Origin of the sequence: Colwellia sp. MB02u-9 (genome assembly GCF_014077085.1) — a bacterium.
Taxonomy (GTDB): Bacteria; Pseudomonadota; Gammaproteobacteria; order Enterobacterales; family Alteromonadaceae; genus Cognaticolwellia.
Window position 1 is genome coordinate 207,455 of the sequence record NZ_JACGVF010000100.1, and the last position, 26,014, is coordinate 233,468.

Below are 26,014 nucleotides of genomic sequence, written 5' to 3' on the forward strand. Positions count from 1 at the left end.
ATATATGCAAATTAATCTTACTGGACACCATGTCGATGTTACCGATTCATTACGTGATTATGTCAATGGCAAGTTTGAAAAACTAGAGCGTCACTTTGATCATATCAATAATGTACATGTAGTATTAACGGTAGAAAAACAGAATCAGATTGCCGAATCAACGGTGCACTTAAGTGGCACTGAAGTTCATGCTAAGGCACAACATAGTGACATGTATGCATCGATTGATGCATTAATTGACAAGCTAGATCGCCAAATCTTGAAATATAAAGGCAAAATCAACAAACATTAGCGCCATTTCGCTATAGGTCTTAGAAGTTTATGAAGTTGCAAGACATCTTAACCCCGGACTGCACTATTTGTGCAGCACCGGGTGCCAGTAAAAAACGTATATTAGAATATTTAAGTCGCTTGGCCGCCGATAAACTCGACAGCCATGATACTTTTCAGCTCTTAGAAAGCTTAGTTAAGCGTGAAAGATTGGGCTCAACGGGCATAGGTAATGGCATTGCTATACCTCATGGCCGTTTAGAAAATGCTACGCCTACGAAACCTATTGCCGTGGTTATTACCACAGAACAAGCGATTAATTTTGACGCTGTTGATCATCGTCCCGTTGATATTTTTATCGCCTTATTTGTTCCTGAAGAAGAATGCCAGAGCCACTTGAGTACGCTGCAAAGTATCGCAAAAATTTTTCGTAACAAGCAATTTTGCAAGCAAGTGCGTAAATGCCAAAGTAATCAAGAACTGTTTCAGTTAATACAACAAGCGAGTTAAACACGGATGAAATTAATTATTGTAAGTGGCCGTTCAGGCTCAGGGAAAAGTGTTGCACTGCGTGTTTTAGAGGATTTAGGTTATTATTGTGTTGATAATATCCCTGTCAACTTGTTACCCGCACTTACCCATACGGTGATTAATGATTATGAAAATGTTGCCGTAAGTCTCGATGTTCGTAACCTGCCAGCCGATCCTAACGACGTACCCGAAATTATTGAATACCTGCCTAATGCAGTAGAATTGAGCATACTGTATTTAGATGCTGATGATAGTGACCTTATTCGCCGGTTCAGTGAAACGCGACGTTTACATCCGTTGATCAAGCAAAATATTGCGCTAGACCAAGCAATTGCCTTGGAGAAAAAATTACTTGAGCCCATTTCCAGTCGGGCTGACTTATACATCAATACCAGTCAACTAACACCACACCAACTCGCTGACTTAGTTAGAGAGCGAATTCTGGGTAAAACGTCTGGTTCAATGGTGGTTGTGTTTGAATCATTTGGTTTTAAACATGGTGTACCACAAGATGCTGATTATGTTTTTGATGCCCGCTTTTTACCTAACCCATTTTGGGATAAAGAGCTAAAAGGCTACACAGGTTTAGACAAACCGGTACAAGACTTTCTTGCTAGCCAGCCCATTGTGACTAAATTTGTTTGGCAAATTAACAGTTTTATGATGACCTGGTTACCCCACTTAGAACGTAATAATCGCAGTTATATCACCATTGCTATTGGTTGTACGGGTGGCAAGCATCGTTCGGTCTATATTGCCGAATTACTGGCAAATAATATGCGTAAAGAGCGTAAAGATGTGCAATCTCGCCACCGTGATTTAACCGTTGAAGGCACGTAAGCTAAGATGAGCAAACATACGAGCCGTAATGTACTTATCATCAATAAACTTGGGCTACATGCCCGAGCGGCTTCTAAGCTTGCCCAATTAAGCCAAAAATTTACCGCTAAAGTCATTATTGAATTAGACGAAAACCGAGCAGACGCGAATAGTATTATGGGGCTAATGCTGCTGGCAGGCGCCCAAGGTAAAACCGTCAAGGTTATTGCCTCTGGCCAAGATGCTGAACAAGCCTTAGCAGAAATTTGCCAACTCTTTAGTAACAAATTTCATGAAGCCGAATAGTAACAGAGCACTTCTTCCTTGCTAAGCACGTGCTTAAGTCAATAAAAAAGCTGCTAAAATGGCTAGATTACGGTAAACTCTACGCGGATAATTATTAACGAACCCTAGTGATTAAAATAATATACTAGCCAATTTAGCGCTACATTAAAGCCTTTAGAACAAGCGAAATAACTCAAGCATACCCGTTTTCAACTTTGTCTCCTGAGTCGCACTACCGTCCAAGTCTATCGGCGCTTATGTTTATTTATTTGCTATAACAAAACCTTAATAGTTATCTCTCATAATAGGATCTGTTTAACTTGCTGGGTTAACATTGAACTCGCTTCAGTGGTGTTAGATAAACCCAAAGATAATAGTGTTAGTTTGCAAGTGCTATGGCGTGCTCATACGTCTATGTAGCCAGCCACACATCATGTGTTTGCTGAGCCTACCTACTAAACAAACGGCACTAAAGTAAGTTCAACAATCCCTAATAATTTTCAGTTTTCGTTTTACAACGGCAAAAGGTGAATATATGCCGGAAGGTTCTAAACAAGAATACAATCATCAGCGCCTTCAGCAGGTTAATGATGCCCTCGATAGTGGTATGTTTGTCCATGTCCGCAAGCTATTGCAAGACATGCCCGCTTACGATCTCGCTTTATTATTAGAGTCATCGCCAAGCAAAAGCCGTGTCGCGCTTTGGCAGCTTATTGATGCCGATCACCACGGTGATGTGCTCGAAGAGTTAAACGAAGAAGTTCGAAAAGGCATTCTGAAAAATATTCATCCAGAAAAACTAGCTGCCGTTGCAGAGGGAATGGATGTTGATGATTTAGCTGAAGTTTTTAGAACACTGCCTGACACAGTTTATCAGGAAGTGCTTAACGCGATGGACTGGCAAGATCGCCATCGTGTTGTAGCTGCACTTTCATTTGAAGAAGACACGGCCGGCGGTATCATGAATACCGATACCATCTCTATTCGTCCTGATGTTACGGTAGATGTGGTGCTGCGTTATTTACGACTTCGCGGTGAATTACCTGAAGCAACCGATTCTTTTTATGTCGTTGACAGAGCCGATCATTTCCTTGGTTCAGTGTCTTTATCCGCTATTGTTACTGCCAAAGCAGAAACCATTATCTCAGACCTCATCAATAAAGATATTCAAGCCATTACCGCCGATATGAATGAAAAGGATGTCGCGCAGCTATTTGAGCGCTACGATTGGTTTTCTGCTCCTGTTGTCGATCACGAAGCACGACTACTGGGTCGTATTACCATAGATGATGTTATTGATATTATTCGTGAGGAAGCCGAGCATTCTATGATGAGTATGGCGGGTCTAGATGACGAGGCTGACACCTTTGCTCCGGTCTTGAAAAGTACCCAACGCCGCTCTATTTGGTTAGGCGTGAACTTAATCACCGCTCTTCTGGCTGTCGCAGTGTCGAGCATGTTTGAAGGCATTCTAAATCAACTGGCTATTTTAGCAGTGTTAAACTCTTTAGTGCCTAGCATGGGCGGTGTCGCCGGCAACCAGACTTTAACCTTAGTTATCCGCGCTATGGCCTTAGGGCATGTTGGTGAAAGTAACTCGCGAATTTTACTCTATAAAGAATTGGCCATTGGTTTTTTTAATGGTCTAATTTGGGCGGTGTTAATCGCTTCGGTTGTGGCGATTTGGCAGCAAAACTTAATGCTGGGCGCCATCATTGCCTTTGCCATGTTAATGAATATGACCGCGGCTGGCATTGCCGGTGTTACCGTGCCATTAATGTTGAAAAAAATGAATATAGATCCCGCCTTAGCCGGTAGTGTTATTTTGACAACGGTTACTGATGTCGTGGGTATATTTGCCTTCTTAGGCACAGCGACCTTGCTGCTAGGAAAATAAACCATAGCGATAAGCTTTCAGTTTAAAGCTGTCAGTAAACAACTGAAACTAGTTACCGTTCACTTGTTTTTTCTGACAGCTGACAGCTTTTAACTTCAAACTTCTATTATTTTTAACTGCCCGCTACTTGCATCTGGTTAACAATAATAGAACCGGTGCGAATACTGCCTCGCATGTCGGTATCGTTACCAATAGCGACAATTCCAGCAAAAATATCCTGTAATTTACCCGCAATGGTAATTTCATCCACTGGATAAGCTATTTCGCCATTTTCTACCCAAAAGCCTGCTGCACCGCGAGAATAGTCACCGGTCACTACATTCACGCCTTGCCCCATCAACTCGGTTACTAACAAACCCGTGCCTAACGTTTTTAACATTGCATCAAAATCACCGCCTTGGCCTGCGTCTTTCATGCCGAGTTGCCAATTATGAATGCCACCGGCATGACCGGTTGATTTCATGCCTAACTTACGCGCTGAATAGCTAGTTAACAGGTAAGTGGCTAAACTGCCATCCGTAATAATTTCACGATCTAGGGTAGCGACACCTTCGGCGTCAAAAGCACTACTTGCCAAGGCCTTTTTCAAATGAGGGCGTTCACTGATGCTTAAAAATTCAGGAAAAACTTGTTGGCCAATGGCGTCCATCAAAAAAGAAGATTGTCGATACAAATTACCACCACTAATCGCGGCAATAAAATGGCCAAATAAGCTATTGGCCACATCAGCTCGAAACATCACAGGTACTTTAGCGGTCGCTAACTTACGAGCACCTAAGCGTGATAATGTTTCTTTAGCCGCTTGTTGCCCTATGTTGGCTGCACTTTCCATCGCGTCAAATTCACGACTCACGGTATAAGCATAGTCTCGCTGCATGTCATCACCTTCTTTGGCAATCATCACACAACTTAAATTATGCCGCGTACTCGGATAGCCCACTAGCTGCCCCTGACTATTGCCGTAAACTTTAAAACCTTCAAAGCTCTCTAATGTGGCGCCGTCTGAATTAGTAATACGTTTGTCATAGCCAAGTGCAGTGTCTTCACAGGTTTTTGCTAAACTAATCGCTTGCTCTGTGGTTAACGCTTTAGGGTGATATAAATCTAAGTCTTCAGGCGTCATCGACAATAAATCTTTATCTGCCATACCTGAGCATTCATCAACAGAGGTATATTTAGCAATATTTACCGCGGCTTCTATGGCTTGTTTTAAAGCTTTTTCAGATAAATCAGCCGTAGAAGCACTCCCTTTACGACCGTCTTTGTAAACGGTAATACCAAGCCCACCATCATTGGTAAATTCAACATTTTCAACCTCGCCTAAACGGGTACTCACGCTAAGACCTTGTTGGCGACTCATCGCAACTTCAGCACCATCGGCTCCGAGTGATTTAGCCATTGTCATGGCGTCATTAACACGTTTTTTCACATGTTCTATTTGCATTTGAATACTATCTGAATCGCTCATAGGTAAATTATTTCTCACATTTTATCGATACATGCAACAGGAATGTTTTTGCTGATACTGCTTTGTTGTATACTATAGGTAATTATCACTTTATTGCTTAACATTATGCCCCACTCTGCCAACGATATCGATGAATTAGAAGAAGAATTACTGAGTAAATCAGAAATAAAACGAGAAATGCATCGACTGCAAGACTTTGGCCTGATCATAGTCAAAATGTCGAAGCATCAACGCAGCAAGCTACCGCTGACTGATGAACTGAAAGCCGCTATGCTGCTAGCAGATAAAATCACCAATAAGCATGAAGCTATGCGTCGTCATGTCCGTCATGTCGCGAAAATACTGTCTGAAATGGATCTTGAGCCGATTAAGCAGGCAATGGACGTTATGGCCAATAAACATCAGCAAGAGTCGGTCAAATTTGAAAAGCTCGAAAAATTGCGTGACGACCTGATAGCAGACGGTAATGACACCATTGAAGCCTTGTTAGCCGAATGCGACAGCATGGAAAGGCAAAAGCTGAGACAATTAGTCCGTCAGGCGAAAAAAGAGCACGGTGCTGAAAAAATCGGCAAACATTACCGTGACTTGTTTACTTACTTAAAAGAACACGTAGTTTTTAAGTAAGTAAGGTTTAAGTACCTAAGGCTTAAGTAGCTAGGGTTTAAATCGCTATTAAAAAAAATAGCCCTTATAAGGGTACAAAAAAAGCGCCTTGATTAAAAGCTAAATCAAGGCGCTTTTTCTTGTTAAAACGCGCGATTATAAAATACTAAACTTACTAAATACTTTATAAAGTTCAGTGCCTTGATTGACACTCGCCGATGCAAAATGCAAAATCGGTATGACACTATGATCTAAGGTTATATAGTGTAATGGGTCACCATCACCATAATTATCCATACGTAGAATACGCGCTAAGGGCTCTCCTGCCGCTAAAGGCTGACCAAATTGAGCCAAATAATCCACCATCCCGCCCATGGGTGAATATAGTGCCTTATAATCGGCTAACATACAGCTATAACGCGTCATGGTTTTCGGCTGGTAATCTTGGCTATTGATCACACCTTGATACTGCAGATAACTTAAAATACCTAACGCATCTTCACGGGCAACCTCTAAATCAATCTGCTCTTGTGAGCCCAGCTCAACAGTAAAACTCTCTTTAATAATAACATCTTGGCCTTGATTAGCCTCAGTTTTAGTTATAGGGAAGTCACGGCCAAGGGCAGCAAAGGTCTGCTGTAACTGCCACCAAGGACAGAAAGTGGCTTCATCTAATGCACCGCCAAAGTCGTTAGGAATCAATAAAGTATGTGGAATATCAAAGTACTTTGCACTGGCTATGGCATATTCAGGACAATATAAGTGCTTACTGGAAATCGGCCCAGTGTGCAGATCTAAAACAATATCAGCTTGATGTGCTAGGCGTTGCAGTTGAAAGGCAATACGTTGCCCTGTCGTCAGGCCATAAATATTATGATTTAACTTTTCGGTTATTTGCTCCAGCATTAACGCTTTAAACGCGCGCTCAATTTCAGCGCTAGTCGCGGTTAAATGCGCTTGTGCAAACGGCGCAATAATATCGTCATCAAAATGAAACATCCGGTTCCAGTTAACGCCGGTAATGGGATCAAATCGTCCTAAGGTATATTCCCCGTTTTTATGATTACAAGCGACAGGGTTGGCATAAGGCACGAGCGTAATACTGCCATTTAATTCAAGGGTTTTTAATTGCTCTAACAACTGAAAAATAACCGCATTGCCCTGCACTTCTGCGCCATGCATATTAGCCTGAATATAAACATCAGGCCCCTGCTGTTTACCCTTAATACGATAAACCGGCACGGTAAGCGCAGCACCACTGGCCATTTCACCGACATGCATCACTTCTTTACTGATTAAATTCATAAATAATCTCTTACCAATCAAACGACTTTATTGACTAGGTTAACGTAAATACCAAGTTGCAGGCTCTGCTGCACGTACTTGCTCAATTTTGCCTTGCTGTAAAACATATTCAGCGGCAATTTGATGACAAAGAAAAAACGGCATACTTTCAGTAAAGCCATAAGCGCCGGCTAAACCAAAAATTAATTGGTCACCCACTTCAACATCACTGGCTATTGCCAAGGTACCCAATTTATCTAAACTGGTACAAAGCGGGCCATGTAGATCAAAATAACAAGGGCTTGCTGCTGACTCTCTCAGCATGGCGACAGGAAAGGGCTGTTCAGTAATTGCCGGGCGAATTAAATGATTAATGCCACCGGCAAGTACTAATTGTTGCTGCTGAAAGTTTTGTTTACGGTCAACAACCGAAGTCACGTAATAGCCCATGTCAGCAACAGCAAAACGACCTAGCTCTAGCCAGAGTTCGCTAACACCTGCCTGTGCTTTTATTTTGGCTAAGTCAGCAACAATTTTTTTCCAGCTTAGGCCTTGCCCTGTTTGCAGGTAATCGACACCTAGGCCACCGCCTAAATCTAAGACTTCTAACCTCATGCCCAATTGTTCTGCTAGCGATAACAATGGCGTAACCATTTGTGACCAAAGCTCAAACATCCGAGCATTGCTGAGCATATTTCCCCATTGGAAAATATGCAAGCCATTAATATTTAACGCCGGAAAGTGACTAACTTTTATGGTTTGCCACTCTTGGCAAGATAAACCAAAAGGCGTCACTTCATTACCCCCTAAAGGATTTTTCTCACCTTCTTGCCACTGTAATTGTACTCTTAATAATACTTGTGGTTGGCAAGCCAATGCTATTGCTGCTTCATTAAGCCATTGCAACTGGTTCAAACTCTCCACGACAAAAGTGCGCACGCCTTGGCTTAAGAAGGCTTTCATTTGTCGCTTTGATTTGGCCGGACCGGTATTGAGAATGCGATCGGCTTGCACATTTTGTGCTAATACTTGCGTTAGTTCGCCTTGACTCGCCACATCAAAATTAAAACCTTGCTGCGCTAAGGTGCTTATTACACGCGACAAGGGATTAGCCTTAACAGCAAACCAGAGTTTAATCACCTCTTGTTGCATCAACACCGACAAGTGTTGCTCAAGATAGTCTAAATCGTAAAGAAAAAAACCGTCTTCATCTTGCTCAGCTTCCACACTGTTTTTAAGTGCTTCACTGTGCTGTGCTAGCGGTGCAAGTACCTCAGGTCTAAGCCAGTTTGGCCTAGCTGTCGAATTTAACATGGCAGTCATTTTTTGATCCTAACGCAGTACAGATTCAAGTTCTAAAGCGGCATTACTTTTTGCATCTCGGTATTTAACAATTAATGCGCAAGCCATATTAAGTCCTTGCTGCTGAGCCCAGTCACCCGCAACCGGTCGTGTACCTGGCACCACAACAGCGTTTTCAGGAATATCAGCACCTTTTTCCAGTATCACATTATTGACACAGTCATAAACAGCTACCGAGGCCGACAAAGATACGCCTGGGGCTAAAACCGCACCTTTTTTCACTACAATGCCTTCGACAATAATCACGCCAGCACTTAAAAAGGCGTTATCTTCAATAATCACCGGACTAGCACCAATCGGCTCAAGCACACCACCAATTTGTACCGCGGCAGAAACGTGAACATTTTTGCCTATTTGTGCGCATGAGCCAATCAAAGCATGGCTGTCAATCATAGTGCCGCTATCAACAAAAGCGCCAACATTAATATAGGCTGGTGGCATAATAATGACGCCTGGCGCCACATAGGCACCACAACGAACCGACGAACCACCCGGCACCATTCTGACCTTATCGGCAACGGTGAACTCGCGTGCGGGTAAGTTATGCTTATCCACAAAGCCACGATAAATACCATCGAACTCAGTATTTTCTCCCGCTTTAAATGCCGCTAAAATGGCTTGTTTCACCGCAGTATTGACTTGCCAAGTGCCATCGCTATTTTGTTCTGCTGCACGAACTTTACCGGTTTCTAAGTCTGTTAATGTTTGTTGCCAAGTCATGATTTTATTGCTCGTAAGTTAGTTAAATCTAAAGAGTGAGGGGTTTGTGCATTTAAAATGTCATCAGTCGTGTGATGCTGAGCTAGTGGGTTGCTGCTGTTACTCGCTAACCATTGCTGAATGTGTTGATGAATGTCGAGTAAACCGTGTTGCGCTGAAAGTTCTGCTTGGCATAAGGGTAAACGAAGTTTTGCCGAGCTAATAGTGTTCAACTCAGCCATTAACACTTTTACCGGTATCGGACTAGACACTTGAAATAATGCCGATATTGCTTTATGCCAAAGCGGAAAAAGTCCTTCATGTTGATGAGCTAAGGCCATAGCAACATATTGCCGAGTGGCTTCTGGCCAAACGTTAGCGCAAACCGACACCAAACCTTTAACATTGGCACTCGCAAGGTATGGCATCATAGCGTCTTCACCACTATACAAGTCCAGGTTAGGGCAATGCTCTCTATAGGCCAGCAGTTTATTAAGATCGCCACTGGCTTCTTTTAATGCCCAACAGTTTTTATGGTTTTGTAATTGTTGTAAGGCCGAAAAGGAAATTTCAACACTGCTGCGTGAAGGCACGTTATAAAGCATACAAGGGACGTTTGCGGCATCGAGTAAACTTTTAAACCAAGCGGTTTGACCTACGGGCCCCGGTTTGGCGTAAATAGGGCTAGTAAGTAAATAAGCCTTTATCGGCAATTTATTGCATTTAGCTATCCAGGCCAGTTGCTCGTTAAGATTATAGCCACCAACAGCAACCATTATTGGCACTTGTAACGTCATCGCACAAACATATTGCACTATACTTAAATGCTCTTGCGCGGTTAACGCTAAACCCTCGCCCGTGCTGCCCAGTAATAAAATGCCATTGTGGGCCGCATTTTGTTGTAGCACTAGCTTACGCAAACTAACATAGTCGATGCCGTCATCATCAAATAATGGCGTGATCAGTGCGGTCCAAACCAAAGGTCGGTCTGTTATCAGGTGATTTTCTATCGGTTTTGTTTGATTCATTGCTCTCGAACTCTTGTCGTTCGGAGAACTTTTAGGCGCTTGTACAGACAAAATTTCTAGGATGAAATTTGGCCTTTACAAAGGCCAGAAGCTCTCCACCTAGTTAGGTGACAGTTGCAAGGATTCAACCTAGTAGCCATCGAACGTATCCGATGGCTATAAAACTTAATGGTTATATATTAACAACTAAGCCTTAACAACCGGCAATTACCTTATCAACAAGGCAATTACCTCGGCGTTAAACCCCCTCATTATTGCTCACTAGAGTTTGATCTCTTCACAATAACTACCTGGTTAACGCTCCTCTTCTGGCCCTTTATTGACGGTGATTAATTTTTTACGATTAATCACACTGGAATAAGGGACAACAATATTAAAACATTTAAATATAAGCACAGTCAATAGACGGCTAGACGTATGCCACAATTTAAATTTAATAGTTTGATTTTACTGCTTTTATTTCTTTTTCTAATCAGTAAGTACGATCTTGTCCTCAATAACTAGAGTGCCCATCACTAAAATAAGCTACGCCCGATAAGTTGAACTGGGTCAAAATAGCTCACTCCCTGTGGACTAAAGATGGCGAGATAATTAAATTCGCGTAGACTACGCAGCACTATGACACATTCACTATGGCGGTATTAATGAATACTCGCTCAGTTCGCCCTGTCATTATGATAAGTTTTCTTTAAAGTAACGCCGATATTTGTAGATAACTTGACCCATAAATATCGTCAATAAATAGCACCCATAAATAACCCCCATAAATAATAGTTAGCTTAATTACAGGTATCTTCATGGCAATAAGTAACATTAACCAATTATTAAACCGCAATATTGAGGCACTAGCCGCAACCAGACCTCTTTTGGTTAATATCGCAGACGATGGTTTTATTAACCATTACTTAAGTCAGCATAGCGCTGCTCATATTGATAGTTACCACACTAATTATGCTGAATATAAAACTTGTCAGCAATTGAAAAACACCCGTGTAGACGCACATTTTTGCGTCGAGTATATCGCCAAAACTAAACATGATATGGCGATTATTCATTTTCCAAAAAGTAAGGCTGAATTTAGTTTTACCTTAGCTATGCTCGCTGAGTCAATGACAGACGATGCCGCCATAGTCATTGTTGGGGAAAATAAAGCGGGGGTAAAGTCAGCCGAAAAACTCGGTATTGATTACCTAGAATATTGCCAAAATGTTGACGCGGCAAGACATTGCTTAATGTACATTGGCAAATTAAAACCCTCATTACCTCGCTTTGAACTACAAAAATTTTATAAATACTACCCAATGCAGGTACAAGATAAAGTACTAAAAATTGCCGCTTTACCAGGCGTATTTAGCCAAAATGCACTAGACACGGGTACAGAAGTTTTATTAGCACACTTACCTGAGGTTATTTCAGGTAAAGTGTTAGATTTTGGTTGTGGTGCAGGGGTTATTGCCGCTTATATCGGCACAGTTCACCCAAAAACAACATTAACCTTGGTTGATGTCAGTGCGTTAGCCTTGCATTCAGCGCAAACAACACTGTCTTTAAACCAGTTAAGCGGGCAATATATTGCCTCAGATAGCTTATCTACTGTTCAAGAACGCTATGATTTTGTCATTTCCAACCCACCATTTCATCAGGGCGTAAAAACCCATTATGGCGCTACCGAACAATTTTTAGCCGAGATAAAGCAAAACTTAACCAGCAAAGCCTGCATTACCATTGTCGCTAATAGTTTTTTGAAATACTTACCCATCATGGAAAAAGCACTGGGTAAAACAAAGACCTTAGCGATTAAAAAAGGTTTTGCGGTTTATCAGTGTTATCTTAATGGGAAAAAGTAACGAAAAATGTGTGATTGTTCAAAGCCATAATATTTTCTACAAGCACTTTTACAAGCACTTTATAGCCACCATTAATTGAGTTTAATACTGTATGTCAACAATCAAACCTATTTGGTCTCTTCGTCGTATTTGCTTGAGCACCGTGATCAGTGCCATCACATTATTATCACTATTGAGTCTCTCAATCATTACCCAACAATTTAACAACAGTTATCAGCTCAGTGCCACTAGTCAAATAAAGCATTGGGCCACTGTTTTGGCCGATGAAAGTCTGCCCTATTTAGTTAACTCAGAACGATTAGCACTAAAAGATAATTTTTCATTACCCCAGCACATTCCTAATTTAAATTACTTACACCTTTATAAATTCAATAGCGACACTGATAAACTGACTTTTTTTTACAGTTACAAACGTAATGAACAGCGGGCTAGCATTGCGCAAAAATCGCATGACGTTAAAAATTTATTAACACCAAGATTCAAAGAAAAACACCTTGAGTATATGCAAGCCATTAAAGTTAAAGAAAAAATTATCGGTTATATTTATTTGCAAAGCAGTAGCGAGTACCTCACACAGATAACTGATAAATTATTAATCATCAGCATTATCATTGTTTTTATAGTATTTATTATCGCCATTTTTATAGCGCTCAAACTTGAGCGCTATATCAGTGCGCCATTCTCTTCTTTGATTAACACGGTACAAGTTGCCGCTCGACAAAAAAACTTTCAACAACAATGCGACACTATGCCATATCGTGAAGCTGACATTTTAGCCCTTAATATTAATATGTTATTTGCTCGCATAGATAAACACATCACACAATTAAATGCTCAGGGGCAGCAGAGTCTTGAGCACTCACAAGCATTAGAAAATAAAATTAACAAACGTACCGACGCCCTGAAAGAATCTAACCAAGAGTTACTCTCTACGTTAGAGAAACTCCATCAATTTCAAAGCCAATTGGTTGAAAGCGAAAAAATGGCCTCACTGGGAGATATGGTTGCCGGCGTTGCACATGAAGTCAATACGCCGATAGGCTTAGGGGTTACGGCCTCAACATTATTAGCCGATAGATTAGATGAAATTAAACAAGCTTTTGATAATAAAACCCTAAAATCGAGCCAATTAAAAAAGTTTTTGCATGACAGTTGTGAAAATGTCGCCATTATCTATCGTAATCTAAAACGTGCCGCTGACTTAATATCCAGCTTTAAAAAAGTCGCCGTAGACCAATCAAGTGAAGACCTACGTACTGTCGACGTTAAGCAGCTTTTAAACGAAGTTTTACTCAATCTCAAACCACAACTCAATGTGTTACCCTACATTATTGATATTGATTGCCCTAATGATTTAACCATTAATAGTAAACCAGGGCCGATTAATCAAATTCTTATTAATTTGATCATGAACTCCATTATTCACGGTTTTGAAGGTAAAGATGAGGGCCGCATTTCAATCACAGTTATGTCACTGAGCAACCAACTTAACATCCTCTATAAAGATGATGGCATTGGCGTTGCTGAATCAATAAAACATAAGGTCTTTGAACCGTTTACCACCACAAAGCGTGGTGAAGGGGGTAGTGGTTTAGGCATGCATTTAGTTTATAATTTAGTGACTCAAGCACTTGGTGGCTCAATAGTACTGAGCAGCGAATTAGCGCATGGCGTTAGCATAGAAATTAACTTTCCTATAAATAAGTAGCCAATTAATTCGCTTTTGGTTAAATTTCAATAGGGTTTATAGTTAACTTGTTGACAATATAGTTTATAGTTAAGTTATTGACAATGTAGTTAAGTTGTTAAGTTGTTAACGATTTAGGGCTTTAAACCCGTTAAATGAACATTTATTCGCTAGCACTTAGCATAATCTTACGTCACCATTATTTTAAAGTGATAAAAAGCAGTAATTAGCCTGCTATTGATTGTTTTTTAACGGTCGCTTCTATACCATGTGCCGATTATTTATTAGCCATCAAATAGTCTATAATTGCATGGTCAGGAATAAACACGTATTAATACAAATAAAATTAAAATTTGAAAAAATCAAACTTCACGGAACTGGACAATGAACATGCAAAAACCTCATATATTAATCGTAGAAGACGAAGACGTCACCCGCTTTAATTTAAGAAATTTATTTGAAGCTGAAGGCTATCAGGTCTCCGAAGCAATAGATGGTGATAGCATGGAAAGCGCGCTAACCAACAGCATAATAAATTTAATTATTATGGATATTAATTTACCGGGCAAAAATGGACTATTACTTGCAAGAGAATTAACCCGCCAGAACGACTTAGGCTTAATTTTTCTGACCGGTCGCGACAGTGACATTGACAAAATTCTTGGGCTAGAAATTGGCGCTGACGATTATCTAACTAAACCGTTTAATCCACGTGAACTGACGATTCGTGCGCGCAATATACTCAGCCGCATGTTACCTAGCAATGTAGAAAAAAACGATGCACTTATTAGCTTTAATCAGTGGTCTCTGGATGGCAATGCACGAAAAATGACCACACCAGATAATCGAGAAATATCAATTCCTCGTGGTGAATACCGCGCGCTACGTTTACTTATTGCTAATGCCGGACAAATTGTTACCCGCCAACAATTGATCAAAGAAATGACCGGTCGCGACTTACGCATTAATGATCGAACAGTTGATGTGACCATTCGTCGCTTACGTAAACATTTTGAGTCCGTAGAAAGTTCACCAGAGTTGATCAACACTATTCATGGTGAAGGTTATCGATTTATTGGCCAACTAGATTAATAGCGCTATTAGCAGGGTAAAATGATTAATCTGCTAATATTAACCTGCTAATATAGTGACTTCTCAGGCTATTGCTCAGACAACCACTGTTGAAAAGCAGTAATGGCTTGTTGGTTTAACAAACTCAGTGCTTGCAAGTGCTGAGTCTTTGTTTCACTATCTTCAGCCGATTTTTCTATCAAGATAAGTTTCTGGTGTACTTGACTTAAACCTGTACTGGCTGCAGCCCCTTTCATTTTATGGCATTGCTCCTGCCATGCCTTTTGATCCACATTAACAATGGCATGATTAATCGCCGTTAAATACAACGCAGACTGCTGAATATATAAATCCAACATTTGTTCAATCACCGCTAGGTCTAACGCTTCTAAATAGCCATTAATCAAGATTAAATCTATGTGCCGTGTTGTTACCATGAAGTCTCCTTAGTGACGCCAGCTTTTCACTACGTCGAATTAAAATTTTAATGTTATTTATATGATAGCAAACAACATTTTAACCTGAAGTTATTACTTATACATCCCCTGTTTATAACAGATATTAAATACAACTACCATATACTAGAACAATATCAACATAGCTATGACAAACATTGCTTTTAGGGGGTATTTCGTTCAAAATAGCCGCCTTTTTCCGGACCAATGCATTATCTTCCACTTTGTTAACTACTTGTGGAAACTGTCATTATTTTTACGACAGTAATGCTACTTATAATTTTACTAGCTACTGAAGTTACCATAGATAACCCTTTACCTAGTGCACAGCGAACAGCGGAGTCAAAATGCCAACATTAATGCCTGATATAGCAAATCACACCACAGCACAAACTGAGGGGACTTTGGATTGGGTCGGCATGAGTAATATAGAAATGCCTATCATGGTTGCCTCAAAAGGCCAATCAGAACGTATGGTTTCAGCCTACGTAGATGCGTTTGTTAACCTTAAAGAGCCACAAGCGAAAGGCATACATATGTCGCGTTTATATCTGCTCCTTGATGAACTATCAAACTCAAATGTTTTAAACCATCAGAGTTTAGTGACCTTATTAGACGGCTTTATCAGTAGTCACCAAGAGCTAAGCGATAATGCCCAAGTTAAGTTTAGTTTTGACTATCATCTGCGCCGCAAATCACTGATTAGTGGTAAACAAGGCTGGAAAGCCTATCCCGTTACTATTACTGGGCGCTTAAATAAAGGTACGTTGGATATCGAGCTTTCTGTTGACGTGCGTTACTCTTCAACTTGCCCTTGTTCTGCAGCCTTGGCTCGTCAGCTTATTCAGCAAGCTTTTAAAGAAAAATTTATTGGCCAAGCAGATGTGGATTTAACCGACGTACATGAATGGCTTGGTACTACCGAAGGTATTATGGCCACGCCACATAGCCAACGCTCTGTTGCTGAACTTAAAGTTAAACTTAATCGCTCAACCACTGAATTTCCCATTACAGATCTTGTCGACTTAATTGAAAATTCACTAAAAACACCCGTTCAAGCGGCAGTAAAGCGTGAAGACGAACAAGAGTTTGCCCGTTTAAATGGTCAAAACTTAATGTTTTGTGAAGATGCGGCTCGTCGTTTACAACACACCATGAATGCCTCTGAGCAATTTGATGATTTTTGGCTACGTATTAATCATTTAGAATCGTTACATGCCCATGACGCCGTGAGTGTGACGACTAAAGGTATTGTCGATGGCTATAAAGCTTAACTTAAAGTTTAGCTTAAAGCTTAACCCAACCAATTAAGCTTTAAATCAATCATCCCTAGTTATTTTTAAAATGGCTAGGGATTTTTGTTTCTGCCGCTATAAAAGCAACAAGCGTTTTCTAATTGAACACTAGACTGGCTATAGCCGAATTGAAGTATAAGTAAAGATAACGCTGCAGTGGCTTGTTTTAACCAGTAGAAATGATCAGAAAATTAGTGAACTTGCTATTAGGACGCTATTAATTCTCAATGCCCAAGTGCTTATCACCCCCGCCTACTAACCAGTGTTTATAATAACGGCTACAACCATGACTAAAATACTCAGCGCTAATGATAACGCTGAATAAATAGTGCATACAAAACACGACAAATATTAACGTCTTAAAAAATTAGAATGTAATAAAATTACAAAAAATAAGGTGATAATAATATTATTAGCTAAACACCGTGCATAAACTACCAAATATGATGAAAAAAACCTAAATATCAGGCTACCTGCTTTTATCTGAAAATAAGGATGTAAAATAATAACGAGCATTTACTCTATTCAGATTGACGTTTTAATTTTAAATGTTTAATGTGACAAGTCCTTCGCGACGAATTCGGGATTATTTATGCACTTAAAGTATAATTTTATTCTATTCTCACCCAACCGAATTGCCGAGGTCTTTATTTAGGAGAAAATAATGCAACTTTACGACCATTCATATCAAAAAGACAATTGTGGCTTTGGGCTTATTGCCCATCAGCATGGCGAAACAAGTCATAAGCTCGTAAAGACTGCCATTCAAGCCTTAGACCGAATGCAACATCGTGGCGGTATCGCTGCCGATGGTAAAACCGGTGACGGTTGCGGTTTATTAATGCAAAAGCCTGACAGTTTTTTCCGCGCAGTTGCCGAAGAAAATAACTGGCCATTAGGCCGAAAGTACGCAGTAGGCATGATTTTTCTTAATCCAGATCCTATTAAAGCCAGCGCGAGTAAAAAAATTCTAGAAGAAGAATTAGCACGCGAAACCCTTACCTTAGTTGGCTGGAGAATCGTCCCCACCGATACCAGCACCTTAGGTGAAATTGCCAAAGGTAATTTACCGGCTATAGAACAAGTTTTTGTTGATGCGCCATCAGGCTGGCGAAACCGAGATCTTGAACGCCGGTTATATATGGCACGACGACGGGCAGAAAAACGCATCAGTGATGAACGTTTCTATGTCGCCAGTTTGTCGTGCTTAGTCACCATTTACAAAGGCTTAATGATGCCGGTAGATTTGCCCAATTTTTATTTGGATCTCGCCGATATTCGTATGCAAACTGCTATTTGCCTATTTCATCAGCGCTTCTCTACTAATACTTCCCCCGAGTGGCACTTGGCACAACCTTTTCGTTATTTAGCACACAACGGTGAAATTAATACTATTAAAGGTAACCGTCAATGGAGTCGCGCGCGCACCCACGGTTTTAGATCGCCCTTATTACCCGACTTACAAGATGCAGCGCCCTTTGTTAATGAAAGCGGCTCTGACTCTTCATCATTAGACAACATGCTTGAGTTATTTATGGCGGGCGGCATGGATCTTTACCGCGGTATGCGATTATTAATGCCACCTGCTTGGCAAAGCAACCCGTTAATGGACGATGATTTAAAAGCTTTTTATGAATTTAACTCTATGCATATGGAGCCTTGGGACGGACCCGCAGGTGTTGTGGTCACCAATGGCCGGCATGTAGCCTGTAATTTAGACCGTAATGGTTTACGTCCTGCACGATATGTTATTACTCGTGATGGTTTTATTACCTTAGCTTCTGAAGTCGGTATTTGGGATTACGGCGAAGATGAAGTGGTTGAAAAAGGCCGCGTAGGCCCAGGTGAAATGTTAGCCATTGATACCTATACAGGGAAAATTTTCAACTCTAATGCAATCGACAATGAGCTAAAAGTTCGCCATCCCTATCGTCAATGGTTAGACAATAACATTCGTCGCTTAGTCCCTTTTGATACATTAGCCGCGAACTTGATTGGTCAACGGATATTTAGTGATCAAGAAATCGCTCAATATCATAAAATGTTCAACTACAGCTACGAAGAAATACATCAGGTCGTCAAAGCGTTAGCTGATAACGGTCAAGAAGCTACCGGCTCGATGGGCGATGACACCCCAATGGCAGTATTATCGAGTCAGTCGCGCTCGCTTTATGATTATTTCCGCCAACAATTTGCTCAGGTCACTAATCCACCTATTGACCCCTTGCGTGAACGCTATGTTATGTCGTTAGGCACTTGTATTGGCCGTGAGCATAATGTTTTTAATGAAACTACTGGCCATGCCGACCGTATTCTATTTGCGACACCGGTATTAATGTATACCGGCTTAAAACAATTACGCGAGCTAGACCCTGAACATTACCGCTCAGATACCTTAACCTTAAACTATGATCAAGCCGAGGGTTTAGAAGCCGCTATCATTCGCTTGTGTGATGAAGCTGAAACATTAGTCAGAGATAAAAACACCGTAATCTTAGTGTTATCAGATCGCCATATACATAAAGGTATGTTGCCCATTCCTGCCGCAATGGCGGTGGGTGCCGTGCAAAAACGTTTAGTTGATAAGCAATTACGTTGTGATTCCAACATTATTGTCGAAACCGCTTCAGTGCGTGACTCACATCAATTTGCCGTGCTGCTTGGCTTAGGGGCAACGGCGATTTACCCTTTCTTAGCTTATGAAACTATTGAACAACTGGTTGAACAAAAGCAACTTAACCTCACGGCCCGCGAAGCCATCGTAAATTACCGTGAAGGCATTAATAAAGGCCTATTAAAGATATTATCAAAAATGGGTATTTCTACCATTGCCAGCTACCGTTGTGCCGGACTATTTGAAGTTATTGGTCTTAATAGTAAGATTATGGCACTTTGTTTCCCTGATTTACCTAGCCGTATTCAGGGCGCTGACTTTACCGACATTGAACAAGACAATATAAACCTAGCTCGCAAAGCCTTTATGCCACATCAAAAAATGAGTCATGGCGGTTTACTAAAATATGTCCACGGCGGTGAATACCATGCCTATAACCCTGATGTAGTGAGCACGCTACAAGCGGCGGTACGCAGCGGCAACTATAGTGATTACAGAATATTTGCTGACCACGTTAACCAACGTCCACCCGCAGCATTGCGTGATTTATTAGCCCTAAAAGACGATCAAACCGCCATTGATATCTCCGAAGTTGAAGCAGAGTCTGAACTGTTTAAACGCTTTGATAGTGCCGCTATGTCAATTGGTGCCTTAAGTCCTGAAGCACATGAAGCGCTAGCGATTGCGATGAATCGCCTAGGTGGTTTCTCAAATTCTGGTGAAGGCGGTGAAGACGAACGTCGCTACGGCACAGTCAAAAACTCGCGTATTAAGCAAATTGCCTCTGGGCGCTTTGGCGTTACACCGTATTATCTGGTGAATGCTGATGTGCTGCAAATCAAAGTGGCACAAGGTGCAAAACCAGGTGAAGGTGGTCAATTGCCCGGTGATAAAGTCACGCCGTTAATTGCAAAATTGCGTTTTTCAGTGCCTGGAGTAACCTTAATATCACCGCCGCCACATCACGATATTTATTCGATTGAAGATCTCGCACAACTGATTTTCGACTTAAAGCAAGTCAATCCTAAAGCGATTATTTCCGTAAAACTGGTTTCAGGTCCAGGTGTTGGCACTATCGCCTCAGGCGTTGCCAAAGCCTTTGCTGACTTTATTACTATTTCTGGTAATGACGGTGGCACAGGTGCCAGCCCATTAACCTCGGTTAAATATGCCGGTTGCCCGTGGGAGCTTGGCTTAGCTGAAGCGCACCAATCACTGGTCACAAACGGTTTACGCCACAAAGTGCGTTTACAAGTTGATGGGGGTCTAAAAACTGGCTTGGATATTGTTAAAGCCGCTATTTTAGGTGCCGAAAGCTTCGGTTTTGGCACCGCGCCTATGGTGACTTTAGGCTGTAAATTTCTGCGTATTTGTCATTTAAATAATTGTGCCACAGGTGTAGCAACACAAGATGAAGTGCTACGTGAACAATTCTTTAAGGGTTTACCTGAGCAAGTGATGAATTATTTTAAATTTATTGCGCAAGATGTGCGTGAAATTTTAGCCAGTTTAGGCGTTGAAAGCTTAACCGCTATTATTGGTCGTACAGATTTATTCGTCCCCTTGGCCGGTATTACCGCCAAGCAACAAAAACTAGATTTAAGTCCCATTATTGCGCCGGTTGTCGCCGGTGATGATACCACCTTATATCAAACGGCTAGCAATGAACCCTTTGACAAAGGCGTGTTAAATCAGCGTTTACTCGCGCTTGCCTCACATGCGATTGCCCACAGTAGTGGCGGCGAATATCGTTTAACGATTCAAAACACCGATCGTTCTGTCGGTGCTTCATTATCGGGTGAAATTGCCTCTAAACATGGTGACCAAGGTATGGCAGCTGACCCGATTAAAATATTTTTCAATGGCACTGCCGGTCAAAGCTTTGGTGTCTGGAATGCTGGCGGCTTAGAAATGACTCTAACAGGTGATGCCAACGACTATGTTGGTAAAGGTATGGCCGGCGGCAAATTAACCATCAAACCGCCCAAAGGCGTAGAATATTTAAGTCATAAAACTATGATTATGGGCAATACCTGTTTATACGGAGCAACCGGCGGTAAGCTATATGGTTGTGGCCGTGCAGGTGAGCGCTTTGCGGTGCGAAATTCCGGCTGTCATGCCGTTATTGAAGGTACCGGTGATCATGGCTGTGAATATATGACCGGCGGCATAGTGACGGTTTTAGGTCAAGTGGGCGTTAATTTTGGTGCCGGTATGACTGGCGGCTTCGCTTATGTTTTAGATGAGCAAGACGACCTAGCCATACGCCTGAATAATGAATCAATTGAAATGTTAGCGATAGATGAGCTTAATATTCACCAAGAACATCTACGTGGCATTATCAACCAACACTTAGATGAAACTGGCAGTTTAAGAGCAGAAGAAATTTTAACTCATTTTGCCACTTACGCACCGCTATTTAAGCTGGTTAAGCCAAAGGCCGTTGATGTAAAAACCCTATTGGGACATCGTAGCCGTTCATCTGCAGAACTTCGTGTTCAAGCACAATAATGAGTACACGCGTGGAGCAGCTATTTCATGAGTAAAAATATTTATCAATTTATCGATGTTAAACGCATCGAACCGCCTAAAAAAGCGATAGCAGAGCGTAAAATAAATTTTGTAGAAATTTATCAACCCATGAGTAACGAGCAAAGTGCCGGCCAAGCGGATCGCTGCTTAGATTGCGGTAACCCTTATTGTGAATGGAAGTGTCCTGTGCACAATTATATCCCGCAATGGTTAGAGCTAGTGACCGATGGCAAAATTATGGAGGCTGCAGACCTTTGTCATGAAACCAACAGTTTGCCTGAAATGTGTGGTCGTGTTTGCCCACAAGACAGACTTTGTGAGTCAGCCTGTACGCTCAATGATGAATTTGGCGCCGTGACTATTGGTAATATTGAAAAATACATTACCGATACCGCTATAGCTCAAGGTTGGAAACCTGATTTATCTCAAGTCGTTGCAACTGGTAAGCGTGTGGCCATTATTGGCGCTGGTCCTGCTGGCATAGCTTGTGCTGATGTCTTAACTAGAAACGGTGTTCAAGCGGTTGTTTTTGACAAACATCAGCAAATTGGTGGCTTACTCACTTTTGGTATTCCGGCCTTTAAATTAGAAAAAGAAGTTATTCAAACCCGCCGAGAAATTCTTGAAGGTATGGGTATTGAGTTTCGTTTAAATATCAATGTTGGTGTCGATATCAGCTTTAATGATATCAGTGATGAATTTGACGCGGTGTTTTTAGCCCTTGGTACCTACACTGACATGACAGGTGGTTTTGAACATGAAACGGCGCCAGGTGTCTACAAGGCACTAGATTTTTTAACCGCGAACACACAAAAATTAATGAAACTTTCTCAAGAGGATGGCAACGTTAACGCCAAACCTTATGTGAACTTTTCAGCTAAAAAAGTGCTTGTGCTTGGCGGTGGTGATACCGCAATGGATTGTGTCCGTAGTTCAATTCGCCAAGGCGCAAGCGAGGTAACTTGTGCCTATCGTCGAGACGAAGCTAATATGCCAGGCTCACCACGTGAAGTAAAAAATGCCAAAGAAGAAGGCGTAGATTTTCAGTTTAATATTCAACCAATTGATATTGCAACTGATGATAACGGTAATGCTTGCGGCGTTAAATTTATCAAAACACAACTTGGTGCGCCAGATGTTAAGGGGCGAAGAAACCCTGAAGCTATTGCCGACTCTGAATTCATCATGCCTGCTGATGCCGTGGTTATTGCTTTTGGTTTTATGCCAAGCCCACCACAATGGATGAAAGATGCGGGTGTTGAAGTTGATGCAAAAGGACGAGTAATTGCAACCGATAATAGCAGTTTTGCATTGCAAACCACTAAGGAAAATATTTTTGCTGGTGGTGATATGGTGCTAGGCTCAGATCTTGTCGTCACCGCTATCGATCAAGGTCGAAAAGCCGCCATGGGCGTACTAGATTTTGTGTTAACCGCCCAAGAAAAAGAAGCATAGTATTGCTTAAAACAATTAGCCTAATAACAAGCGGGCTAACAAGAATCAGACTAATATGTTGCTGACGTAACTAAGCTGAATTTGTTTGACATAAATCACTTTAAAATATCGCCTGGCGGTATTTTAAAGTGAAATTTATCAGCAAGCACCTCGACGCATAATAACCATAACGTCAAGCTTACGACTTATCTTTTAATAAAAATTTGAACGCTATAATTACGCTCAAATGACGAGCGTTTTTTTGTTATCAAACCCAGCAGACTCAGACTACACAACGAGCTTTTTATTCTGCCGTATTTATTGCGCAGAAAAAGTCTCATTATACCAATTTTATTAATTAGGTGGTCTACTTTATACGCAGGAAAAATGGCCAAATATAAGGCATTTATTTTAATAACTAGTTGTTCTAATTATTAAATAAATAACGCAGTAGTGGGCTATTTTAACCAGTAAAAATGATCAGATAATTAGTGAGATTGGTATTATTGTTATTGACATAATTTATGTTCATATTAGTCATAACTAAGCTTAGTTATGACTAATATGAACTAACTGATTTATCGATAATTGATTACGACCATTGTCTTTTGCTTGATAGAGTTGTTCATCAGCAAGCGTGATCCAATCAGTAATTTTTTCAGAATATGTCGCATTAGCCGTCACCACGCCAATAGATATAGTGACACTTATCAACTCCCCAGTGTCATGTTCAAATTGATGCTGGGCTATTTCTTGACGTAATTCTTCAAGCTTGTCTAGCATAATGCCTTGCTCATCATGTTGCGCAACAATAATAAATTCTTCACCGCCAAAGCGTGCCACAATATCACTGCGGCGAGGAAACTTATTACTCATGACTTCAGCAATATATTTTAAACAGCGATCACCCATTAAATGACCATATTCATCGTTAAGGTTTTTAAAGTGATCAAGATCTAGCATAGCCACTAACATAGTGGCATTATTTCGCGCCAATATCGCTTGTAACTCACTAAATTTATTGTTCAGATAACGACGATTATATAAACCGGTTAAACTATCTTTATTGGCTAATTTTTTTAGGGCCGTATTCGCTTCATTTAATGCTTGGGTACGTTTTTCTACTATATCTTCTAAAATAAATTGCTGCTTAAGTAAACGCTCTTTCGACTGCTGTAATTCCTCATACAAGATTAAAAAATCAGTAGGCGCCACATAAGGCATAGTTTTATAACCGCTTTTACCTCCACCGTGGGCAAGCTCTTTTAAAGCAAAGGCTAATGGTCTACTCAAAGCGCGAGCAAATTGGTTTGCTAAGACAATCACCAAAATAAAAATAACGAATAACGAGATAAAAATAGTCAAATATTGTTGCTCTACTAAAGCTAAAATTTGCCTATGCTCAATTAAAATAAATATTTTCCAGCCATTATTAAGTACCGATTGACGGTGCAAATAACGCTGTTTATTGGCACCATAAGTGTCAATCGTCAGTAGTTGATGTTTGGCATTCGCTTGATCCAAAGAAAAATTAAATTTCGACAATGTCGCCAGCGCTAAATCCGCATCAGCATAAATAACATTGTCATTTTCATCCGTTAATACCAGATCAATTTCTCGATCATTGGCAGCATAACGATTAACCTGCTTAAACAAATTAAGATTTAGCGAACCTTCAACAATACCAACAGGTTTATTTTTCTTGTTAGTATTATCGTTAGCATAAATTGGCGCACTAATAGCAATAATAGGGTCGGCACCAAAACCTCGACCCAAAAAAACCGAAGAAACATAAAGCGATTGCTGAAAAAAGGCTTGGGAAAAATACGAGCGGTCAGCAACACTAAAGCCACTTTGGGGCAGGTTTTCCATTAAAGCACGCGGTGAAGAAGTCACTAAGTTGCCATCCTGATTAGCAATCAGCATGGTCAAAAAACCAGGATAAATTTCATGTACTTTAGTCAAGGCATCATCATAATTATTGGGCTCAATAACCGATAAGCTATTCGCTACTTGGGCTATTGCTTTCTTATGATCATCAACATAACTTTCAATAATACGCACCACGTACTGACTGCTAATATCAAGCTTATCTTGAAATTGTTGATCTTGAATATTGGTTAAACTTCGACTTAAAAATAAACAAACGCCGACCACAAAAAAAGCCGACATGACCCATAAAATATACTGCAAGTATTGTTTGAGATTTTTCACTAGCGGTGGTTGTTGTGACTTTATCCAACCTCTCAGTTTATCACCGAATACAAAAATCAAGATAACAGCTAAAGCAGTATAAAAAATTCCGTTGATACTTTGTTTAAACAAAGAAAATATTAAATATTCTGGCGCATTAGTCGTAGTGAATTCAATTAACAATGCGGTCAGTGGCATACCAATAACCAACCAATACAAAAAATCTGCTGTTGGTAAATACCAACCACGACTACGCAAATAAGAGACAAAAAGCGCTTCGCAGCCAAAAGTTAAAAAACCAAAGGGATGACCCCAAATAATTAACAACGGCGCGACACAAATCAAAGCACATAATAGGGTCAATGCGGGGCGAAGATAGGCGGCGGCAATAATAAATGCAAGGTTACCAAGCACTAAAAAAATACTATAGGCGAGCTCTATTGGGTAACTATTGAGTAAAGCGCCAGTTAAACCTAAAACTAAGGCGAATAAGATCGGGCCGATTTGACTAGGTTTAGGTTCAACAATGTCATGGTCATTGTCAAGCTTTAGAGCAATTTCAATAGGCGCTATAGCCATATATAATGTACCATTCTAATGGTGATTAAATTACTATGATGTGAACTCTATAGTGACG

Annotated in this window: 19 protein-coding genes and 1 riboswitch; of the genes, 12 read left to right on the plus strand and 7 right to left on the minus strand. The window is 40.8% G+C overall.

All coding sequences use genetic code 11. From position 1 onward, the window contains the following. The first annotated feature begins 4 nt into the window (after positions 1 to 4). The 5 genes from hpf (at position 5) to mgtE (ending at position 3,802) form a co-directional block, all read left to right on the plus strand. The gene (hpf, locus tag H4J65_RS17085; protein WP_146879615.1) at positions 5 to 292 is read left to right on the plus strand and encodes a ribosome hibernation promoting factor; all 288 of its coding nucleotides are present in this window, start codon (positions 5 to 7) and stop codon (positions 290 to 292) included. A 29-nt stretch (positions 293 to 321) separates the two neighbouring features. Next, complete coding sequence (gene ptsN, locus H4J65_RS17090; protein ID WP_182136690.1) at positions 322 to 780, plus strand: PTS IIA-like nitrogen regulatory protein PtsN; 459 nt, start codon at positions 322 to 324, stop codon at positions 778 to 780. Positions 781 to 786: 6 nt separating this feature from the next. Continuing rightward, positions 787 to 1,641, plus strand: coding sequence for an RNase adapter RapZ (gene rapZ / locus H4J65_RS17095; protein WP_182136691.1), 855 nt, complete (start codon positions 787 to 789; stop codon positions 1,639 to 1,641). Between the two features lie 6 nt (positions 1,642 to 1,647). Further along, positions 1,648 to 1,926: an HPr family phosphocarrier protein gene (locus H4J65_RS17100; protein ID WP_182198910.1), complete on the plus strand. Its 279-nt coding sequence runs from the start codon at positions 1,648 to 1,650 to the stop codon at positions 1,924 to 1,926. 514 nt (positions 1,927 to 2,440) lie between these two features. Then, positions 2,441 to 3,802 carry a magnesium transporter gene (gene mgtE, locus H4J65_RS17105; RefSeq protein WP_182136693.1) on the plus strand — a complete coding sequence of 454 codons (1,362 nt, stop codon included), beginning with the start codon at positions 2,441 to 2,443 and terminating at the stop codon, positions 3,800 to 3,802. A 112-nt stretch (positions 3,803 to 3,914) separates the two neighbouring features. Here the strand turns inward: mgtE and pmbA are convergent, their stop codons facing one another. Beyond that, complete coding sequence (gene pmbA / locus H4J65_RS17110) at positions 3,915 to 5,270, minus strand: metalloprotease PmbA (protein WP_182198911.1); 1,356 nt, start codon at positions 5,268 to 5,270, stop codon at positions 3,915 to 3,917. A 105-nt stretch (positions 5,271 to 5,375) separates the two neighbouring features. Between pmbA and yjgA the strand changes: the two genes are divergently transcribed. Then, a complete protein-coding gene (gene yjgA, locus H4J65_RS17115) occupies positions 5,376 to 5,897 on the plus strand; it encodes a ribosome biogenesis factor YjgA (RefSeq protein ID WP_182136727.1) in 522 nt (173 codons plus the stop codon). A gap of 135 nt (positions 5,898 to 6,032) precedes the next feature. Here the strand turns inward: yjgA and H4J65_RS17120 are convergent, their stop codons facing one another. From H4J65_RS17120 to dapA, 4 genes are read right to left on the minus strand one after another with little or no spacing between them, the layout of a single operon-like run. Next, positions 6,033 to 7,181, minus strand: coding sequence for a succinylglutamate desuccinylase/aspartoacylase family protein (locus tag H4J65_RS17120; RefSeq protein WP_182198912.1), 1,149 nt, complete (start codon positions 7,179 to 7,181; stop codon positions 6,033 to 6,035). Positions 7,182 to 7,220: 39 nt separating this feature from the next. Then, on the minus strand, positions 7,221 to 8,483 hold the full coding sequence (locus tag H4J65_RS17125; RefSeq protein ID WP_259367644.1) for a PLP-dependent decarboxylase: 1,263 nt from the start codon (positions 8,481 to 8,483) through the stop codon (positions 7,221 to 7,223). Between the two features lie 9 nt (positions 8,484 to 8,492). Next, on the minus strand, positions 8,493 to 9,242 hold the full coding sequence (locus tag H4J65_RS17130) for a 2,3,4,5-tetrahydropyridine-2,6-dicarboxylate N-succinyltransferase (protein WP_182198913.1): 750 nt from the start codon (positions 9,240 to 9,242) through the stop codon (positions 8,493 to 8,495). Continuing rightward, the gene (gene dapA, locus H4J65_RS17135) at positions 9,239 to 10,249 is read right to left on the minus strand and encodes a 4-hydroxy-tetrahydrodipicolinate synthase (RefSeq protein ID WP_182198914.1); all 1,011 of its coding nucleotides are present in this window, start codon (positions 10,247 to 10,249) and stop codon (positions 9,239 to 9,241) included. Before dapA ends, H4J65_RS17130 begins: the two co-directional genes overlap by 4 nt. An 80-nt stretch (positions 10,250 to 10,329) precedes the next feature. After that, positions 10,330 to 10,565: riboswitch (Lysine riboswitch) on the minus strand. A gap of 481 nt (positions 10,566 to 11,046) precedes the next feature. On the opposite strand from dapA, the gene H4J65_RS17140 reads away from it, so the two are divergent. The 3 genes from H4J65_RS17140 (at position 11,047) to arcA (ending at position 14,875) form a co-directional block, all read left to right on the plus strand. After that, on the plus strand, positions 11,047 to 12,096 hold the full coding sequence (locus H4J65_RS17140) for a methyltransferase (protein WP_182198915.1): 1,050 nt from the start codon (positions 11,047 to 11,049) through the stop codon (positions 12,094 to 12,096). 91 nt (positions 12,097 to 12,187) lie between these two features. Continuing rightward, positions 12,188 to 13,804, plus strand: a complete 1,617-nt coding sequence (locus H4J65_RS17145; protein ID WP_182198916.1) for a sensor histidine kinase — start codon at positions 12,188 to 12,190, stop codon at positions 13,802 to 13,804. 369 nt (positions 13,805 to 14,173) lie between these two features. Beyond that, positions 14,174 to 14,875 (plus strand): two-component system response regulator ArcA, encoded by a 702-nt coding sequence (gene arcA, locus H4J65_RS17150; protein ID WP_182136729.1) that lies wholly within the window; start codon positions 14,174 to 14,176, stop codon positions 14,873 to 14,875. A gap of 68 nt (positions 14,876 to 14,943) precedes the next feature. Here the strand turns inward: arcA and H4J65_RS17155 are convergent, their stop codons facing one another. Then, positions 14,944 to 15,291 (minus strand): Hpt domain-containing protein, encoded by a 348-nt coding sequence (locus tag H4J65_RS17155; RefSeq protein ID WP_182136700.1) that lies wholly within the window; start codon positions 15,289 to 15,291, stop codon positions 14,944 to 14,946. Positions 15,292 to 15,656: 365 nt separating this feature from the next. Here H4J65_RS17155 and folE2 point away from each other — a divergent pair, with 365 nt between their 5' ends. The 3 genes from folE2 (at position 15,657) to H4J65_RS17170 (ending at position 23,205) form a co-directional block, all read left to right on the plus strand. Continuing rightward, positions 15,657 to 16,583 carry a GTP cyclohydrolase FolE2 gene (gene folE2 / locus H4J65_RS17160; RefSeq protein WP_182136701.1) on the plus strand — a complete coding sequence of 309 codons (927 nt, stop codon included), beginning with the start codon at positions 15,657 to 15,659 and terminating at the stop codon, positions 16,581 to 16,583. Positions 16,584 to 17,268: 685 nt separating this feature from the next. After that, complete coding sequence (gene gltB, locus H4J65_RS17165; RefSeq protein WP_182198917.1) at positions 17,269 to 21,729, plus strand: glutamate synthase large subunit; 4,461 nt, start codon at positions 17,269 to 17,271, stop codon at positions 21,727 to 21,729. A gap of 27 nt (positions 21,730 to 21,756) precedes the next feature. Next, a complete protein-coding gene (locus tag H4J65_RS17170) occupies positions 21,757 to 23,205 on the plus strand; it encodes an FAD-dependent oxidoreductase (RefSeq protein ID WP_182198918.1) in 1,449 nt (482 codons plus the stop codon). A 528-nt stretch (positions 23,206 to 23,733) separates the two neighbouring features. On the opposite strand, the gene H4J65_RS17175 is transcribed toward H4J65_RS17170, so the two are convergent. Continuing rightward, positions 23,734 to 25,956, minus strand: a complete 2,223-nt coding sequence (locus H4J65_RS17175; RefSeq protein ID WP_182198919.1) for a diguanylate cyclase — start codon at positions 25,954 to 25,956, stop codon at positions 23,734 to 23,736. Positions 25,957 to 26,014 lie beyond the last annotated feature (58 nt).

What these genes read in the sequence shown, in the direction of transcription:
- hpf (WP_146879615.1), top strand. Translation starts at nt 5, where the DNA reads ATGCAAATTAATCTTACTGGACACCATGTCGATGTTACCGATTCATTA.
- ptsN (WP_182136690.1), top strand. Translation starts at nt 322, where the DNA reads ATGAAGTTGCAAGACATCTTAACCCCGGACTGCACTATTTGTGCAGCA.
- rapZ (WP_182136691.1), top strand. Translation starts at nt 787, where the DNA reads ATGAAATTAATTATTGTAAGTGGCCGTTCAGGCTCAGGGAAAAGTGTT.
- H4J65_RS17100 (WP_182198910.1), top strand. Translation starts at nt 1,648, where the DNA reads ATGAGCAAACATACGAGCCGTAATGTACTTATCATCAATAAACTTGGG.
- mgtE (WP_182136693.1), top strand. Translation starts at nt 2,441, where the DNA reads ATGCCGGAAGGTTCTAAACAAGAATACAATCATCAGCGCCTTCAGCAG.
- pmbA (WP_182198911.1), bottom strand. Translation starts at nt 5,270, where the DNA reads ATGAGCGATTCAGATAGTATTCAAATGCAAATAGAACATGTGAAAAAA.
- yjgA (WP_182136727.1), top strand. Translation starts at nt 5,376, where the DNA reads ATGCCCCACTCTGCCAACGATATCGATGAATTAGAAGAAGAATTACTG.
- H4J65_RS17120 (WP_182198912.1), bottom strand. Translation starts at nt 7,181, where the DNA reads ATGAATTTAATCAGTAAAGAAGTGATGCATGTCGGTGAAATGGCCAGT.
- H4J65_RS17125 (WP_259367644.1), bottom strand. Translation starts at nt 8,483, where the DNA reads ATGACTGCCATGTTAAATTCGACAGCTAGGCCAAACTGGCTTAGACCT.
- H4J65_RS17130 (WP_182198913.1), bottom strand. Translation starts at nt 9,242, where the DNA reads ATGACTTGGCAACAAACATTAACAGACTTAGAAACCGGTAAAGTTCGT.
- dapA (WP_182198914.1), bottom strand. Translation starts at nt 10,249, where the DNA reads ATGAATCAAACAAAACCGATAGAAAATCACCTGATAACAGACCGACCT.
- H4J65_RS17140 (WP_182198915.1), top strand. Translation starts at nt 11,047, where the DNA reads ATGGCAATAAGTAACATTAACCAATTATTAAACCGCAATATTGAGGCA.
- H4J65_RS17145 (WP_182198916.1), top strand. Translation starts at nt 12,188, where the DNA reads ATGTCAACAATCAAACCTATTTGGTCTCTTCGTCGTATTTGCTTGAGC.
- arcA (WP_182136729.1), top strand. Translation starts at nt 14,174, where the DNA reads ATGCAAAAACCTCATATATTAATCGTAGAAGACGAAGACGTCACCCGC.
- H4J65_RS17155 (WP_182136700.1), bottom strand. Translation starts at nt 15,291, where the DNA reads ATGGTAACAACACGGCACATAGATTTAATCTTGATTAATGGCTATTTA.
- folE2 (WP_182136701.1), top strand. Translation starts at nt 15,657, where the DNA reads ATGCCAACATTAATGCCTGATATAGCAAATCACACCACAGCACAAACT.
- gltB (WP_182198917.1), top strand. Translation starts at nt 17,269, where the DNA reads ATGCAACTTTACGACCATTCATATCAAAAAGACAATTGTGGCTTTGGG.
- H4J65_RS17170 (WP_182198918.1), top strand. Translation starts at nt 21,757, where the DNA reads ATGAGTAAAAATATTTATCAATTTATCGATGTTAAACGCATCGAACCG.
- H4J65_RS17175 (WP_182198919.1), bottom strand. Translation starts at nt 25,956, where the DNA reads ATGGCTATAGCGCCTATTGAAATTGCTCTAAAGCTTGACAATGACCAT.